Genomic DNA, 17,172 nt, shown 5'->3' with positions numbered 1-17,172 from the left:
CTGTAGGCGTCGGTCTGTAGGTGAACGTTCGGTTCGACAGTAATTCGCAAGAAGCCGCGGAGAAAGGGGGCATCTGGCAAAGTATTCTTTCCTTGGAGGAAAGAAAGGCGTCGAATGCAGAAGGACGATCTCGGATTCTTCGAGGTGGTGGCCAGATCGGCGAGCCTCACCGCTGTGGGGCGCGAGCTGGGGGTGTCCGTCTCCTCGGTCAGCAAACGACTCGCTCAGCTCGAATCCAGGTTGGCGGTCCGCCTGGTCCATCGCAGTACCCGCAGGCTCACGTTGACGCCGGAAGGTGAGCGGTACGCACGTGGTGCCGCGGCCATTTCGGCCGACGTGGCCGAGCTGGAGGAATCGATCAGCGGCCACTACGCGGAGCTGCGGGGTCGACTTCGGGTTCACTCGTCGGTCGGGTTGGGGCGGGCGCACATCGCGCCACTGATGGCGGAGTTCGTGGCGTTGCACCCGAGACTCGAGGTGGACGTGGAACTCTCCGCGACACCTCCGGCGGCATCGATGACGCCGTACGACCTCTCCATCCGGGTTGGTGCGCTGCAGGATTCGAGGTCCATCGCCAAGCGGCTCGCGCGCAGCCGTCGGATCGTGGTCGCCTCGCCCGGGTACGTCGCCGAACACGGATCGCCTCGCACCATCGAGGAGATCCGCCGGCACAACTGCATCGTGCTGCGGCAGGACGCGGGTGACTTCGCGCTGTGGCGATTCGGCGTCGGCGCCGACGAGACGGCGCTGCGGGTCTCCGGGAACATGACGAGCAACGACGGGGACGTCACCACCGCGTGGTGTGTGGAGGGACGCGGTCTGCTGATGCGATCGCTGTGGCACGTCGGTCCGATGCTGCGCGACGGCTCGTTGGTACAGGTTCTTCCGGACATCGCTACCCCCGACGCGGACATTCATGCCGTCTACTCGGCGGCTCCGCAGGTTCCACGACGGGTGCGCGCGGCCGTCGACCATCTTCGCGAACACCTGCCACCGCGCCTGTCCGCGTGAAACTGCTGACGACGTAGATAATGGACGAATGCGGTCGCGCCAGAAGGTCCTCAACGCAACTCTGCGGTTGATCGAGGACGGTGGATTCGAGGGGGTCAACGTTGCCGCGGTCGCCGGTGCCGCGGGGGTCTCGCGGCAAACCGTCTACAGCATCTTCGGGTCTCGCGAAGAGGTCGTGTCTCAGGCGGTGGCCAGTCTGGTGCTGGAGATTCTGGGCGGCATTCGTGCGAGGCTCGAATCCACCGGCTCCGTGGCGGAGTTCGCGACCGAGATGATCGTGTCGGGACGTGACGCGTTTCGCTCCAATCCCGTGCTCGCGGCGCTTCTGGTGGCGGAGCAGGGAAACCCTGTCTTCGACTACGGGATGATCGCGCGCGCCAAACCTGTTGCGCGGCAGTTCTTCGACTCGCTCGTCGATCGCGGCATGGTCGACGAGCGGCGCCTGGACGAGATCGTCGAGATCACCGTGCGCCTCGGCCTGTCGGTGATCGTCTTCGACAGCGATGCGGTGCGTACGGACGAGTCCCTTCGTGAGTTCCTCGGCAGGTGGCTCGAACCCGCGCTCGACCGACTGGCCTGACACCGCGCCCGAGAAAACCTTGACACTTCTTCGCCGGGGTGTCTAGTTTTGGGTCGACGCGGTCCGGAGGGGCTGTCGTTTCCGACGGGGTGGGGGTGGGCTCGTTGCCGACTGTGAGTCGCAGAACGTTCTTGACCGGGGCGGGGGTCGCTGTTGCGGGCGCCGCACTGGGAGGTGGCCGGGCCGGTGCCCGCTCGAGGGTGAACCGGGTGCCTCTCGTTCGAGAGGACCACCGCGTCGTCGTCGTGGGGTCCGGATTCGGCGGCGGCGTCGCCTCGCTTCGATTGGCGGAGGCCGGTGTGCCGGTGACGGTGCTCGAGCGTGGAATGCGCTGGCCGACCGGCCCGAACGCCGAGACGTTCCCGCACGCGGCCAACCCGGACAAACGCATTCTGTGGCACAGGTCCAACCCGCAGCTCTTCGGGAGACCGGTCGCCTTCGATCCGTACGCCGGTCTCCTCGAGGCCGTCGTCGGAGACAACATGACGGCGCTGTGTGCGGCCGGCGTCGGAGGCGGGTCACTCGTCTACCAGGGAATGACACTGCAACCCGCGGAACACGTCTTCGACGCCAATTTCCCGGACGGCCTCGACTGGAAGACCCTCGACCGCGTGCACTACCCACGCGTGGCACGCATGCTCGGGCTGGCCACCGCACCGGACGAACTGATCGACAGCCCCAATTACCAGGCAGCGCGAGTGTTCGCCCGGAACGCGGAGCGTGAGGGATTTCCGGTATCGAAGATTCCGATGCCGATCGACTGGAACTACGCCCTCGCAGAACTGCGCGGAGAAATGGCACCGTCCTACACCAACGGCGACGGCGCTCTCGGGGTGAACAACGGTGGCAAGAACTCGGTCGACGTCACCTACATCGCCGCGGCCGAGGCGACGGGACTCGTCACCGTGGAAGTCCTGCACGAGGTCAGGGACGTGGAGAGGGCTCCCGACGGCCGATGGACCCTCTACGTCGACCGAACGGACCCGTCGGGTGTGGTGCTCGAGAACAAGATTCTGACGACCGACACGCTGGTGATGGCCGCGGGAAGCACCAACACCACCAAGTTGCTGCTGCGGGCGTCCGCATCGGGGCGTATCCCCGACATGCCGGATGCTCTCGGCGAAGGATGGGGTACCAACGCAGACCGCATCTACGTGTGGACCGACATCGTGAACGGGTTCGGACCGCAGCAGGGAGGACCCGTCGTCTACGGGAGCTTGCAGTGGGACGATCCGAATGCTGCCTTCACGATCATCCAGGCGTCGTTCCCGCCGCTCGGACTGGACGGCCGAAGTACGACGATGGTCGGGTACGGCGTGAGCGAGGGACGCGGGAGATTCGTGTACGACAGTGCCGCCGACGATGCGGTACTGCAGTGGCCGTGGGAGGGTGACTCGGGTATTCAGTTGTCGAAGATCGGGCCGGCTGCACACCGGTTGGCCGGTCCGTCGGGTGTACTCACCGACACCAACGCCCTCGTGCCGACCACGTGGCATCCACTCGGCGGAGCCAACATGGGTTCGGTGTGCGATCTCGAAGGTCGTGTCCTCGGGCAGCGTGGACTGTACGTTCTCGACGGGGCGCTTCTCCCCGGCAATGCGGCCGCCTGCAATCCGTCGATGACCATCGCAGCCATCGCAGAACGCGCCCTCGACCGATTGGTCACCGAGGACGTCGGCACGATCATCTAGCGTCCCGAGCGCAGAGCATTCAGAAGGGCGCCCGGTAGTTTCGTGTTTCTCGGGCTGCGATGACCGTTCGATGCTCGACGAACATGCGCCGAATGAACGTGGCATCCTCCCGGTCCTGGGTGTCGGTCATCCGCGCGATGTCGCCGAGCGAGGGTATGCGAATGGTGCCGTCGGCCATCGGAGAATTCATGTTGGCGACCTTCGACCACGTCGAATCGGTGACGGAGATGTGCATCTCCCACCATGTCGGCTCGTACAGTGCGTCGGAGGGCACCCGCTCCAGCGTCGCTGCAGCGTCTGCTCTGTCGGCGGACATGGGGTGCGCCGAGTCGTCCAGATCGCATGGGTCGACGACGTAGCCCATGCCGCTCTCTCGGTCCGAGTTCCATATCCACGATTCAGGCCGCATGCGGTGTTTCGATGTATGTCGGAACGTCGCAGGCACCACGACTGTCCCGAAGGTCGACGGTGTGATGTGGCGCAGGCCCGACGTCGACACCCAGTAGATCGCGTCGCCGGCCAATACCGCAGCGGTCCACAGCTTCAGTGTTTTCGCTTGATGGTGGTATTTGCACAGAGGCTGCAGGTTGGATCGAACGGTCCATCCGCCTGCGATGGGATCGTTGTGGTCGAACGGTACGACGTGGTCGATCTCGCACCGTTCGGACGGCACACTGCACCCAGGAAATGTGCACGTGCAGTGCGTAGCTCGCGTGAGTGCGACAAGCTCGGCCGACGGCCTGTACGTCAGCGCGCCAGGTGGCGGCTCGAGGAAACCGCCATGGCCGTCGGGGTGTACTCCGCGGGTCAACGATGAATCCTGCGCCGACGCGGACAGGAAGTCCTGTATGTACTTCGACAGATCGATGTCGCGGTGTCGGCCCTTCGACGACGTTGTTCTGTTGGCGGAAGCGGATTCCCGTGAAGGCAGCGGAGCTGCCGACCGGATCTTGCCACGGCGCAGCAGCCGCACAGCGCGCGGACCTTCCGACGCGCCGCCGCCCGACGGTACCCGCGGTACAGGGCCGGACGGAACATCAGGGCCGGACGGAACACCAGGGCCACCCGAGTCACCGGGGCCGTCGGTATCGCTGTCCCCGTCGTTGCCGTCGTTGCCGTCGGTGTTGTGTTGCGGCGAGGCATCGTCGGACTCGACCCGGGCTTCGGCGGTGCGATCGGTTGCAGCGGTCGCGTGGTGCGCGGCGTCGAGAAGTTCGGTCAGCAGGATCTGCCACTCGGCACTGCCGGCGATGTGTCGTGCGATTTCAGGGTCGAGAACGGTTCCGTCTCCGAGGGTCGCGGGTTCGTTGGTCAGCCCCAGCAGTGTCTTGATGTCGATCATGATCTGGAGCAGGTGGGGGCGACGATCCTTGTGGACTCGCTCGGTGCTGCGGACAGGGCACTCTGCTCGACCACACGTGCAGAGGATGAAGTCCTCGCGGTGGAAGAGGGCCAGCAGTGCGAATCCTCGGAGCTGCTTCTTGGTCCGCGGATCACGGGAGCACACTGTCCCGATCAATTCTTCCAGAACTGAGTTGCATTCCGCGCCTTCGAGAGTGGACATCTTGGCAATGAGGGTGGCCGTACCGTCATCGCCTCGCTTCACCTCGGCGCAGCGCTCCTCGGATTCGGTTGCTTTCTGAGCGGCGGAGGCTTCGGCGGCGTCGTGCTCGAACCAGGCTCGCCAGATGTTCTCCTCGAGTGCTCTGGTGTTCATGCGCAGCGCGGCCGACAGTATGGACTCCTCCAACGCCGCGACCGTGGTGTCGCTTGCCTTCTCCAAGGTGAGTGCGATTGCCCGGGCGCGTGGGTAGTCCAAGTCGCCCTCGTCGAAGGCTGCGGAGACCCGAGGTAGGCGCCACGCGAGTTGCGCACCGACGGTCAACAGGTCACGCGTCATCATGCGGGAGAGGGACAATGCGACGGCGGCCTCGCATTCGACCGTGCGCCTGGCCAACGCGATGTCGGCTTCGTCCTCTCCTAAGTGATGTACGTCCATCTCCGTTGCGAATCTGAGTTCGGTCAAGTCGTGTACCGAACGGACCACCGCGGCAGCGCACCTGTTCTCGGCCCGGCGGGCATCTGCAAGCGAGGACAGCGCCGTCGCCGCAGCTGCATCGGCAGCTGCGCGAACCTCTCTGGTCGTGCCCCCCTGCATTCCCATGCCCCAAGTGTAATCGAACATATGTTCGAACACAACGGGTATGCGCCGCCGTGGGTGGCTATGCGAACGTCGTACGACAGGCGCGGCGGTGTCACAATGTGAACGACAGATTGTTGCTACAACTACGGGCGGTGCTCGATGACTGCGGAACACCCGCTCGCCGGGGCGCTGGTCGGGCGAGACGCGCTGGCTGCGTCGATCACTCGCATGGTGACGGATCCCGGCGCGGGTGATCGGATGTTCTGGCTGCTGGGGGAGGCCGGGATCGGGAAGAGCACTCTTCTCCGGCATGCGCGTGCCGTCGCCGAGGACGCCGGTGTTCGAGTGCTGCAGGCGTCGGGCGTGGACGCCGAGACGCAGCAGATGTTCTCCGGACTTCAGCAGTTGTTGTGGCCGGTCATGGCGTTCGTCGACCGTCTACCCGAGGCGGTTCGAACCCCACTCGACGAGATGCTGGGCCGTGCGCCGTTGCCCGCGATGGTCGACATGTACGCCTGCAGGCACGCGGTACTCCACCTCCTGGAAGTGCTCGCCGAGGAGTCACCTCTCGTCCTGCTTCTCGACGACGCGCACCTCCTCGACCGGGATTCGCTCGACATCGTCGTGTACGCGGTCAGGCGGGTGGCCGGGCCGATGACCACATTGTGCAGTGCGCGGGGGCACCGGATTCCCGACGGCGTCGATCCCGGTGTCGCGGCAGCCGAGGTTCCGAACCTCACCGACGCCGAGTCGGCTGCGCTGTTGGACCGTCAGCCCACGACGCCGTCTCGCTCCGCGCGGCTCGAGATCATCCGTCAGGCCGAGGGAAATCCTCTCGCGATCATCGAGTTCAGCCGTGCCGTCGTCCGGTCGGGCGTCGACCTGTCGGCCGGTACCAGCGACGACCGGGTTCGTCGGGTGCAGTCGCTGTTCTCCCTTCGGATCGCCGATCTGACACCGCCGACGCGAAAGTTGTTGCTCTACGCGGCGTCCGGATCCGGATACGAATCCTTGGACGTCATCACCGCGGCTGCAGGGTTCGGCAGCGATCTGTCGGTGTGGAGGGAAGCTGAACGCTCCGGTCTCGTCGTGATCGACGGCCGCGCCGTACATTTCACGCACCCACTGGTGCGCGCCGCAGCCTATTCGGGTTGCAGTGTGGATCAGCGCCGCGCCGCACACGAGGATTTCGCGGCTCGATTGGTCGACGATCCGCCGTGCCGGGCGTGGCACCGTGCTGCGGCCGCGGACGGCCTGGACGAATCGGTGGCCGCGGAACTGGAAGGCGCCGCCGAGCTGTCCCACCGCCGAGGAGGATTCTTCGAGGTGGCACGTGCGTTGGAACGGGCTGCGCAGATCTCTCCGGCCCCGGACAAAGCGGCATTGCGATACGCCAGTGCCGCGCACGCCGCCTACATGGCGGGCGATCCGCAGTGGGGACTGTCGTTGGCCGCTCAGGTTCGCCGAGCAACGGTCTCGCCCGAGATTCGGAGTGCCGCAGCGCTTCCGACCGCGTCGATTCTGTTGCAGACCGCCAAACCGGACGAAGCGTTCGACGTGGTGCGCCGCACGTTCGCGGAGTACACGCCGACGGACGAAAGTCTGGTCCTGGCACTGCTGTTCACCGCACTCGGTGCTGCTCATTTCAGCGGTGGCGAGTGGCGCAGAACAGCGCTGGCCCGTCTCGCCGAGGCGATTCCCGCACCGAGCGCCCCTGGTGAGCTTTCCTCGGAAGGACGCGACCTTCTGTCGCCGATGCCGGACGCGGCGAAAGAAGCAGTCCGGCAGCTGATTGCCGAGTACTCGACGAGCACCCTCGGAGCGGAGGCCCACGAAACCCTGGACGAGACCTCGTCGATCGCGGCGAAGATCTCGTATCTGCTGGCGGAAGGGACGAGGGCGTACCTCAGCGAGAACAGTGTCGACGCCCTGTCCTACTTCGGACGCGGCATCGAATCTTTGCGTGAAGTGGGAAGTCTCGGGGCCGGCGCGATGGGAATGGCTGCGTTCCTCGGTGCCCTGATCGACACCGGCCGGTGGAGCGAGGTGGACAAAGCTGCCGACGAGGCGTCCGAGGTGGCGGCAGTGGGCAGGATGGCACTCGTCGACGCCAACGTGGAAATCCACCGCGGGACGATCGAATCGCACCGCGGCAACCTGGACGTCGCGAAAGGACACCTCGCGCGGGCGGCGACGCTGTTCGAGCCGAGGGCGAACGGTGCGCTGACGGTCGATCTGACGCGGGCCCGTTCGTTCCTCGCCTGTGTGAACGGCGATTTCGCGGGTGCGTACGAGCGGTTGCGCAGTGTGTTCGAGGACGACGGCACGCCGGTGCACAGTATTCAATCGGTGCTGGGAATCGCGGACCTGGCGTGGGCGGGTGCCCGAAGCGGGCAGCAGGCGTCGGCCAGGCAGTTCGTGACGGCCATCGGGCGTGCGATCGGGTCGAAGCCACCGGCAAGAATCAGGTTGCTCCGGCACTTGGCCGCCGCGCTGGTGAGCGAAACCACTCGCGGTGCCGAACGTCATTACCGGACGGCAGTTCTCGATCCGGACGGTCATCGGTGGCCGGTCGAGCGTGCACGCGCTCAGCTCCACTACGGGGAATGGCTGCGCCGCAACCGCCGTCCGACCGAGGCCAGGCCGCACCTGGCAGCGGCGTTGGATACTTTCGAGTCCGTCGGCGCGCGGACGTTCGCGGACATCGCCCGGGCGGAACTGCGGGCAGCCGGGGGATCTCGCGGATCGACGCCGACGGCGACGGACGGGTGGGCGTCACTGACGGCTCAGGAACAGCACATCGCGACTCTCGCCGCGGAAGGGTTGACGAACCGTCAGATCGGCGAGCAGCTGCACCTGTCACCACGGACGATCGGCTCGCACCTATATCACGTGTATCCGAAGCTCGGAGTCAGCAAGCGTCACGAACTGCGGGGGATGATCGACCGGGCAGCACCGTGACCTGACCGATCGGGTAGTTCGGTTCAGCGGACGGGTGGTTCGGGGTGAAATCCCTTGTCGCCGATCACGTCGAACCCTCAGAGTGAGCGTAGTCACACCGACTCACCAGGAGGATCCGATGGCAATCGAGCTCAACCAGATCTGGGATTTCCCGATCAAGGAATTCCACCCCTTCCCACGCGCACTTCTCGGAGTGGGCGCACACGACATCATCGGCGTCGAGGCGAAGAACCTCGGATTCAAGCGCTCGTTGCTCGTCACCACCGGCCTCCGCGGTTCGGGGATCATCGAGGAACTCATCGGCAAGATCGAGTACCAGGGTGTCGAGGTCGTCCTGTACGACAAGGTCGAGTCGAACCCCAAGGACTACAACGTCATGGACGCTGCTGCCCTCTACCAGAAGGAGAAGTGCGACAGCATCATCTCCGTCGGTGGTGGCTCGAGCCACGACGCAGCCAAGGGCGCTCGCATCGTGATCGCTCACGACGGACGCAACATCAACGAGTTCGAGGGCTTCGCCAAATCCACCAACAAGGAGAACCCTCCTCACATCGCGGTATCCACCACCGCCGGAACCGGTTCGGAGACGTCCTGGGCGTACGTGATCACCGACACGTCGGACATGGACAACCCGCACAAGTGGGTCGCGTTCGACGAGGCATCGATCGTCACCGTCGCCATTGACGATCCGCTGCTGTACTACACCTGCCCGCAGCACTTCACCGCCTACTGCGGGTTCGACGTGTTGGCCCACGGCAGTGAGCCTTTCGTCTCCCGGTTGGACTTCGCGCCGTCTCTCGGCAACGCTCTGTACTCGGTGGAGCTCGTGGCCAAGAACCTCCGCGAGGCCGTGTACGAACCGCGCAACCTGAAGGCCCGCGAGGGAATGATGAACGCGCAGTACATCGCCGGACAGGCGTTCAACTCCGGTGGTCTGGGCATCGTGCACTCCATCTCGCACGCGGTCAGTGCCTACTTCGACTCGCACCACGGCCTGAACAACGCCATCGCTCTGCCCCGCGTGTGGGAGTACAACCTGCCCTCGCGGTACGAGCGTTACGCACAGATGGCAGGCGCTCTCGGCGTGGACACCCGCAACCTGACGACGGTGCAGGCGGCCGACGCTGCCGTGGAAGCCGCGATTCGCCTCGCGAAAGACGTCGGCATTCCCGACAACTTCGGTGAGGTCAACACCAGGCTCTACGACAAGAACCGCATGAACACCGGCAAGTACACCGGACGCGGCGAGGTCATCCCCGGCGACGAGAAGACGGTGCTCAAGATTTCCGAGCACATCCAGGGAGACTGGTGCACCCCGGGCAACCCCCGCGAGGTCACCGTCGACTCCATGATCCCCGTCGTCGATCACGCCATCAACAAGGCTTACTGAGCGCAGGAGAGAACCACCATGACATCGGCCGGCCTGGAGGCATGCAGTGAACCGATCTTCTCGACCAGCGCGGACACCGTCCGTGACGGTCTTCGCGAAACGGGATACATCTCGGGTGACGATCTCGCCGTCGTAGTCCATCTCGCGATCGCCCTGGATCGACCACTGCTGCTCGAAGGGCCGGCCGGTGTCGGCAAGACCGAACTGGCCAAGGCGCTCGCCGTCGCAGGCGGGCGCAGGCTGGTGCGGTTGCAGTGCTACGAGGGACTGGACGACAATCGCGCCCTCTACGAATGGGACTACGCCAAACAGCTTCTGCACGTACAGATGCTGCGCGATCGCATCGGCTCCGAACTCGCGGCGGTCGAGAGCACCGCGGAAGCGTCGCAAATACTGGCGGACACGGATTTCGGGCTGTACTCCGAGAAGTTCCTTGCGGTGCGGCCACTCCTCGACGCCATCCTGTCCGAGGAACCCGTCGTACTTCTCATCGACGAGGTCGACCGGACCGAGGAGTCCATGGAGGCGATGCTCCTCGAGATCCTCGCCGAGAAGCAGATCACCATCCCGGAGGTCGGAACCTTCGCGGCGAGGACCGACCCGTGGGTCATCCTCACCTCCAACGACACTCGCGAACTGTCCGCCGCGTTGAAACGTCGCTGCCTGCACTTCTCCGTCGGCTACCCGACGCCCGAACGGGAACGTGAGATCGTGTCCTCCCGGGCCCCCGAAGTGGAGGACGCCACCGTCGCCGACGTCGTCGAACTCGCCAGGTCCCTGAGGGAACTCCCGCTGCGCAAGAGTCCATCGGTCTCCGAGGTCATCGATGCAGCCCGCGCCGCGATGATCCTGAAGGATCACGACACCGAACGCACGCGAGAGATCCTGCTGGCAGCTCTTCTCAAGTACGGAAGCGACGTCGAGCTGGTTCGTGGTCGAGCGCAGACACCGGAACCCGAGACAGCCGACGAGCCGCGCACGAGCGTCGCCTCCCGGCCGCCCAACACCACCACCGCGGCCTTCCGAGGTACCGGCGGCCGCGACCCGCGCTCGACCGGCAGTGGGTTCGGAATCAGAAAGAAGTGAGTGCCGTGTCCGGTCTCGCTCCTCGAAGTACACCGGCGTACGTACTCGACGTCGTCGCGGCGGTGTTCGGCCGCCTGCTGCGTCGGCACGGCGTGTCGGCCTCGCCCGCCGAAGTGATCGAAGTGCGACGGGTTCTCGGTCTCGTCGGTGCCGGTGACCTGAGGACCCTCGAGTCCGCGTTGCGTGCGACGTGCGCCAAGTACAGTTACGAGCAGGACGGATTCGACGCCGCCTTCGACCGGCTGTTCCACCCCCGGCCGGTTGCCGTTCTGGACGAGCATCGGCCGACGCGTGATTCGGGTGCCGACGGGGCGCCTACTACCCTCGAGATCTCGAACGACGACAAGGACACCGGCCGCTACGCGGACTACAACGAGAATGCAGCCGAAGTCGGTGACTTCTTCGACACTCCCGAGGCGGACAAAGGATTCAACCCGCACAAGGACGACGACGACCTGTCCATCACCGGTGCGGACTCCAACCTGGCCGTCGACACCGAGAACGACAGCGGCAGAAGGGGCGTGTCGTTCACCGTGGACGTCGACCGCGCCGACTCCGCGACCGTCGGCGACCTGTCGTCGGCGCAGGCGATGATCTCGCAGGGGACGCTGACATGGGACGACCCGGAGGGCATTCTCCGTTGGCTCGACGCCTACGACCCCCACTCGCTCTACGGTGACCAGGGTGACGGAGAACCGTTGACCGCGGCGCAACTCGAGAAGTTGGTCGACGCGGTGGAAGCGTTCGTCGACGCGATCTCCGGCCAGGATCGCGCCGGTACCTCACGCGATACGGCGACGGCGTCCGACTCGCCCGATTCCGACATCCCGTCGCGCGCCGACGTGAACGATGCATGCCGAGAAGTGCTGCGCCGCATGCGCGGTACACCGCGGCCTCGGCCGCGCGAAGCCACGAACGGGCGACTGAACATGCGTCGGACGGTCCGGGCAAGCATGAGAACCGACGGGGTTCCTTTCCATCTGATGGTGGACAAGCCTGTGCCGGAACGGGTTCGACTCCTCGTTCTCGCCGACGTCTCGTTGTCGGTACGCCCGATCACCGCGTTCACTCTGCGGCTCGCGCAGGCGATGCGGCATCGGACCAGCAGGTGCACGGTCCTCGCCTTCGTGGACAACCCGGTCGACGTGACGGACCTGCTGGCGCGCAGTACCGGTGACGACGCGCTCGCATCGGTTCTGGCAGCACCCGAGCTGGATCTGGAGGCGAGCAGCGATTACGGACGCACGCTCGAGGAACTGCTGACGACGCACGGCTCCAAGGTCACCTCGCGCACCTCGGTCCTGATCGTCGGCGACGGCCGGTGCAACGGTCTGCCACCGCGGGTGGACAAATTGGAGGAACTGGCCAGGAAGGTGCATCGCCTGGCCTGGGTGACACCCGAGCACGAGCGGTACTGGTCGCAGGCCTCGTGCGCCATGAGCGAGTACGCCGAGGTGTGCAACGGCGTCGTGACGGCCAGGGATGCGCGTCAGTTGATCGAGAGAGCGCCCGATTTGGGTAATGCTCTGCGCTGAGTTCAGTCGCACGACTGATGACCGAACTGCACGGGCACGGCAGTGTGACGAGTATGAGCAAGCCTTGTGCAGTCGTGGGAGCAACCGGAGGTCAGGGAGGGGCTGTCGTGGACGCCCTTCTGGAACGGGGCATTCCGGTCCGAGCTCTGGTACGGCGAGTGTCCGCCCGCACCGACGCACTCCAGCAGCGGGGTGTGGAGATCAGGAAAGCGGACATCACCGATCGGTCCGCGACAACCGACGCGTTCACCGGTGTGGCCGGCGTGTTCGCGATGACCACTCCGTTCGAGGACGGACCGGAGGCGGAGATCGCCCAGGGGCAGGCACTCGTCGACGCACTGGTGGCCGCGAACGTTCCCCACGTCGTGTTCTCGTCCGTTGCCGACGCGGATCGATCCACGGGAATACCGCACTTCGAGACGAAGGCCAGGACGGAAGCGATTCTGCGAGCGTCCACCGTGCCGTTCACCATCGTCGGCCCCACCTACTTCTACGACAACATGCTCGGCGGCATCGAGGACGTTCGACGTGGACGACTCGACCTACCGCTACCGGTGGACACCCCGTTGCAGCAGATGTCCCGCCGCGATCTCGGTCGATTCGTCGCGCTCGTGTTGTCCGATCCGTCCCGATTCCTCGGCGCCCGAATCGATCTGGCATCCGACGATCCGACCCCCGCCCAGATGGCCGCTGCGCTCGGGGCGGCCCTCGGCACCACCGTCACCGCGCACTCGTACGACGCCGCCGCGATCTCGTCGCCGGACATGCGCGCGATGTTCCAGTTCCTGACCGATACCGGGTACGACGCGAACATCGACGGTCTGCGCCGCAAGTACCCGGAGATCGGGTGGCAGAGGTTCACGGACTGGGTGGCGGAACTGAGGTGACTGGGGTGACCGCACACGAGGGTTCAGCGTGGGCGCCGCTGCGAAATTCTGTGTATCGCATGCTGTTTCTCGCTCAGCTCGTGTCCAACATCGGCGGTTGGATGCAGACCGTCGGGGCGCAGTGGTTCCTCGTCGAACGGAGCGCGTCTACGACGGTGATCGCCTCGGTGCAGACCGCGAGCCTCGCCCCGACGTTGCTGCTGGCGCTGTTCGCGGGAGTCCTCGCCGACGCACTGGATCGTCGGATCCTGCTTCTCGTGATCGGCGTCGCGTCGAGTGTCACCGCCGGGGTTCTCACGGTCCTGGCCTGGACGGACGCGCTGACGCCGATCGGTCTGCTGGCGTCGACCTTCGTCCTCGGGTGTCGGACGTCGCTGTCGGCTCCGGCGTGGCAGGCGATCCAGCCTGAATTGGTTCCGCGGGATCAGATTCCAGCCGCGTCCGCACTGGGAAGTGTCACCGTGAATGCAGCTCGCGCCATCGGTCCGGCTGTCGCAGGCGTTCTCGTCGCGTTCGCCGGGACGACGTTCGTCTTCGGTCTCAACGCGCTGTCGTTCCTGGCCGTCGTCGGAGCGCTGCTCGGGTGGAAGCGTCCCCGCACGGACACGTCCGGCCGGGAGCGACTCGGAGAGTCACTGCTGACCGGCCTTCGGTACGTCCGCTCCGGCCCGATAATCCGACGGATCATCGTCCGCTCGGCACTGTTCGCCTTTCCCGCGTCGGCTCTGTGGGCGCTCCTTCCGTCCATCGCGGCGTCCGTTCTGGACCTGGGCGCAATGGGATACGGCGCACTGCTCGGCGTGCTGGGCGTCGGGGCGGTGGCAGGCGTCGCCCTGACACCTGCGCTGCGAGCCCGGTGGTCCGCCAACACCCTTCTCGTCGTGTCGGCTCTGGCGTACGGCGCGGGAACCGCCGCCCTCGTGTGGTTGCCGATGTGGGTGGTGATCCCGGGTCTCGTGCTGGCCGGTATCGCGTGGATCACGACGCTGACCGCACTGAACGCGGCCATCCAGCTGTCGGTCGCGCATTGGGTCCGCGCTCGGGCGATGTCGGTCTATCTGTTGGTGTTCATGGGATCGCAGGCCGCCGGATCCCTGGTCTGGGGGTGGGTGGCGTCGACCATCGGTCTCGTCGACGCCGCGCTGGTGGCGACGGCACTGCTCGTGATCGTCGCCGCCAGCGTGGCCCTGCTGCCGCTGCTGCCGGACACCGGAACCCTCGATCGGACGGTGTCCAGCGCCTGGCCGACACCGACGGTGGTGTTCGAACCGGAACCGGACGACGGACCAGTGCAGATCACGGTGTCCTACACGGTCGAGGACTCCGAACGGGACGCGTTCACCGCAGCCATGGCAGGAGTCGGGCGTTCACGTCGACGCACCGGAGCGTTCTCCTGGCGCTTGTATCGCAGCCTCGACAACCCGGAGCTGATTCTCGAACAGTTCCGCGTGCCGTCGTGGTCGCAGTACCGACGCCAGCGCGACGAACGCTGGACCGGCTCCGACCACGAGGTCATCGCGGCGGCGCTCACCCACGTTCTCGGCGGAGCACCGGCAGGCGAAACCCACGCGGTCTGCCTTTCACCCCGTCACCAACCGGCGGTCTCCACGGCAGCGCAATGAGTCTGCTCGAGGAACCGGCGCACCGTGGCCGCGGGGTCGTCCGACTGGCGAACGAGGTGGTATGGCAGGACGTACTCCCCGAGTGCGGAGTCCCAATGTGCCGGCGCCTCGACGGCAGGGTGGGTGTCGTACCCGTCGGGATGGGGGTAGGCGTAGGCGTAGAAGACGCCTTCCTCCGCCCCACCCGGCCAGTACCCGGCGCTGGAGACCTCGTCGCTGTACGCCTCGTGCATCACCCAGTCCGGGCAGTTGGGGATACCGCCGGGATGAGTGGGCGCTGGTCGGCCGGAGAATCGCGTGACCGCCAGGTCGAACGCACCCCAGAAGAAATGAACTGGGCTCGACTTGCCGCGGAAATCGGCCCGGAACGCGGAGAACACCGAGTGCGCGCTGACGAGCGAACGCCAGAACGCCGACACCGCCTCCGCGTCGTAGGAACCGTGCACGGTGTCCTCGGCGAACGGCGTCGCGTCGGGCAACTCCACCGGCGTTCCGACGATGTCGACGTCGATGCTCAACGCGTCGAGGTGCGCGGTGTACTCGGAGTAGAAGTCCGCGACGGTGCGCGGTTCCAGCTTCATGCGGCGCGTGCGGCCGTCGGTGACCTCGAAGATGAGGTCGTGAGCGAGGAAGTCGAACCTGATCTCGAGCCCTCGATCGCCGACGGGCATCAGCGACGTCGTCAGGCCGCGGGCGTCGACGTACAGGGGCACACCCCACCAATGATTGACGGCCGGGCCGAGCGCCATCCGCGTCTTACCGACGATCTGGGTCCAGAGCTGAACGGTGTCGCGGGTCTCGATCCACGAGTCCACCGGAAGTGACGGCCATGCGTCGTATTCGGGTTGCATGGCCATATCGTCCTGCACTTCGACGCGACAAACATCAGTACGTCGACTGACTACTCGCGATTCACCCCGCTACCGGCTTCCGCTGCGCCTGCTGCGGAAGGCGTCGAGCCCGTTGCGCTGCAGAGTCCGCACCGCGGTGCGCCACACGGATCGGTTCGGATCCGGTTCGGATCCTGCGCCGATCAGGTGCAGCTGGTCGGTGTGCCATTGCAGATCCAGGGCGCCGTCGAGTGGTTTGGCGTACTTGCGCGGCAACCCGAGGCCGATTGCCGGCGACACAACGCTGTCGGCGCCGTCTCGGAGCAGCGCGTTGCCTGCGTCGGGTGTGACAGCGGCGGGCCGCCCGAGACCGACGACGTCGCATTCTCCCGACGCCACGGCAGCGCCCATCGCCGACCGCGTGCGGAAACCGCCGGTGACCGCAAGCGGAACGTCGCCCGCGGCAGCGCGGACCTCGCGAGCGTAATCCAGGAAATACGCCTCACGCCGACGCGTACTCTCGGCCACCGACCGGCCCATCATCGCGGGCGACTCGTAGGTTCCACCGCTGATCTCGATCAGATCGATGTGTTCGTCGGCCAGATGTTCGACGACGAGACGTGACTCTTCCTCACCGAATCCGCCCCGCTGGAAGTCCGCCGAGTTGAGCTTGATGCCGACGGCGAAGCCGGGGGACACGGCTGCGCGGATGGCGCGGACCACCTCGAGTACGAACCGCATGCGGTTGTCGAGACTGCCACCCCATCGGTCGTCACGTCGGTTGGCCGACGGTGAGAGGAACTGCGAGACGAGGTAGCCGTGTGCCCCGTGGATCTGGACGCCGTCGAATCCGGCGGACTCGGCGACGAGTGCTGCGGTCGCGAATCGCTCGACGATGCCCCGAATCTCGTACTCCGTCATGGCGCGCGGCGCCGGGATGCCGGGGATGCCGGGGGCGATCGCCGACGGGGCGATCGGCTTGGACCGGGTTGCCATCGGATTGGCCTGGCGGCCGGGGTGATTGAGTTGCATCCAGATCGGGGAGCCGCCGTCGCGGGCGGACTTGGCCCACCGGGTCAGGCCGTCGAGGTCGCGGTCGTCCTCGATCACCACGTTCCCGGGTTCACCGATGTGGTGACGGTCGACCATGACGTTGCCGGTGAGAACGAGACCGTAACCGCCCGCGCCCCAGCGCGTGTACAGGCGTTCGAGGCGAACGTCGGGGCTGTGGGTCCTGGTGCCGAGGCCCTCGCTCAACGCGGCTTTCATGAGGCGGTTCGGCAGCACCTGGCCGCACGCCAACGTCAGCGGTGCCGCGAGCGTGGTGACAGGATCGACCTCGGTGGTCATGGTGGCCTCTCGTCGTCGACGTTATGCTGTGGTGCATACCCGACGTCACCGTATGTGTGACGATCGGTAACGTCAAGAGGGGTAGG

Annotated in this window: 12 protein-coding genes; 9 read left to right on the top strand and 3 right to left on the bottom strand. The window is 66.0% G+C overall.

The features are described from left to right. The first annotated feature begins 114 nt into the window (after positions 1–114). The 3 genes from H292_RS0114575 to H292_RS0114565 all read left to right on the top strand — a co-directional run bounded on the left by H292_RS0114575 (position 115) and on the right by H292_RS0114565 (position 3,282). Positions 115–1,011 (top strand): LysR family transcriptional regulator, encoded by an 897-nt coding sequence (locus H292_RS0114575; RefSeq protein ID WP_020111882.1) that lies wholly within the window; start codon positions 115–117, stop codon positions 1,009–1,011. Between the two features lie 28 nt (positions 1,012–1,039). Beyond that, entirely contained in the window at positions 1,040–1,591 is a 552-nt protein-coding gene (locus H292_RS0114570) for a TetR/AcrR family transcriptional regulator (protein WP_020111881.1), read from the top strand. 104 nt (positions 1,592–1,695) lie between these two features. Then, positions 1,696–3,282 carry a GMC oxidoreductase gene (locus H292_RS0114565; protein ID WP_196806172.1) on the top strand — a complete coding sequence of 529 codons (1,587 nt, stop codon included), beginning with the start codon at positions 1,696–1,698 and terminating at the stop codon, positions 3,280–3,282. Positions 3,283–3,301: 19 nt separating this feature from the next. Here the strand turns inward: H292_RS0114565 and H292_RS0114560 are convergent, their stop codons facing one another. Then, positions 3,302–5,446: an HNH endonuclease signature motif containing protein gene (locus H292_RS0114560; protein WP_027498829.1), complete on the bottom strand. Its 2,145-nt coding sequence runs from the start codon at positions 5,444–5,446 to the stop codon at positions 3,302–3,304. Between the two features lie 138 nt (positions 5,447–5,584). Between H292_RS0114560 and H292_RS0114550 the strand changes: the two genes are divergently transcribed. The 6 genes from H292_RS0114550 (at position 5,585) to H292_RS0114525 (ending at position 14,906) form a co-directional block, all read left to right on the top strand. After that, complete coding sequence (locus tag H292_RS0114550) at positions 5,585–8,386, top strand: AAA family ATPase (protein WP_020111878.1); 2,802 nt, start codon at positions 5,585–5,587, stop codon at positions 8,384–8,386. A gap of 118 nt (positions 8,387–8,504) precedes the next feature. Next, complete coding sequence (gene mdo / locus H292_RS0114545; protein WP_019663709.1) at positions 8,505–9,776, top strand: NDMA-dependent methanol dehydrogenase; 1,272 nt, start codon at positions 8,505–8,507, stop codon at positions 9,774–9,776. 18 nt (positions 9,777–9,794) lie between these two features. Continuing rightward, a complete protein-coding gene (locus H292_RS0114540; protein ID WP_020111876.1) occupies positions 9,795–10,862 on the top strand; it encodes a MadB family AAA-type ATPase in 1,068 nt (355 codons plus the stop codon). Continuing rightward, on the top strand, positions 10,859–12,397 hold the full coding sequence (madC, locus tag H292_RS0114535) for a MadC family VWA domain-containing protein (RefSeq protein WP_019663707.1): 1,539 nt from the start codon (positions 10,859–10,861) through the stop codon (positions 12,395–12,397). Before H292_RS0114540 ends, madC begins: the two co-directional genes overlap by 4 nt. Positions 12,398–12,450: 53 nt before the next feature. Then, positions 12,451–13,284, top strand: a complete 834-nt coding sequence (locus tag H292_RS0114530) for an NmrA/HSCARG family protein (RefSeq protein ID WP_027498827.1) — start codon at positions 12,451–12,453, stop codon at positions 13,282–13,284. Between the two features lie 5 nt (positions 13,285–13,289). After that, on the top strand, positions 13,290–14,906 hold the full coding sequence (locus H292_RS0114525; RefSeq protein WP_231383850.1) for an MFS transporter: 1,617 nt from the start codon (positions 13,290–13,292) through the stop codon (positions 14,904–14,906). Here H292_RS0114525 and H292_RS0114520 read toward each other — a convergent pair. Further along, entirely contained in the window at positions 14,873–15,757 is an 885-nt protein-coding gene (locus H292_RS0114520) for a DUF5996 family protein (protein ID WP_033189547.1), read from the bottom strand. The genes H292_RS0114525 and H292_RS0114520 overlap by 34 nt on opposite strands. Before the next feature lie 69 nt (positions 15,758–15,826). Next, a complete protein-coding gene (locus tag H292_RS0114515) occupies positions 15,827–17,086 on the bottom strand; it encodes an NADH:flavin oxidoreductase/NADH oxidase family protein (protein WP_020111872.1) in 1,260 nt (419 codons plus the stop codon). Positions 17,087–17,172 lie beyond the last annotated feature (86 nt).

It is taken from the genome of Rhodococcus sp. 114MFTsu3.1, from assembly GCF_000383555.1.
Classification (GTDB): Bacteria; Actinomycetota; Actinomycetes; order Mycobacteriales; family Mycobacteriaceae; genus Rhodococcoides; species Rhodococcoides fascians_E.
The sequence above is the reverse complement of the archived record's forward strand: the minus strand, read 5'-3'. Positions and strand labels throughout refer to the sequence as shown.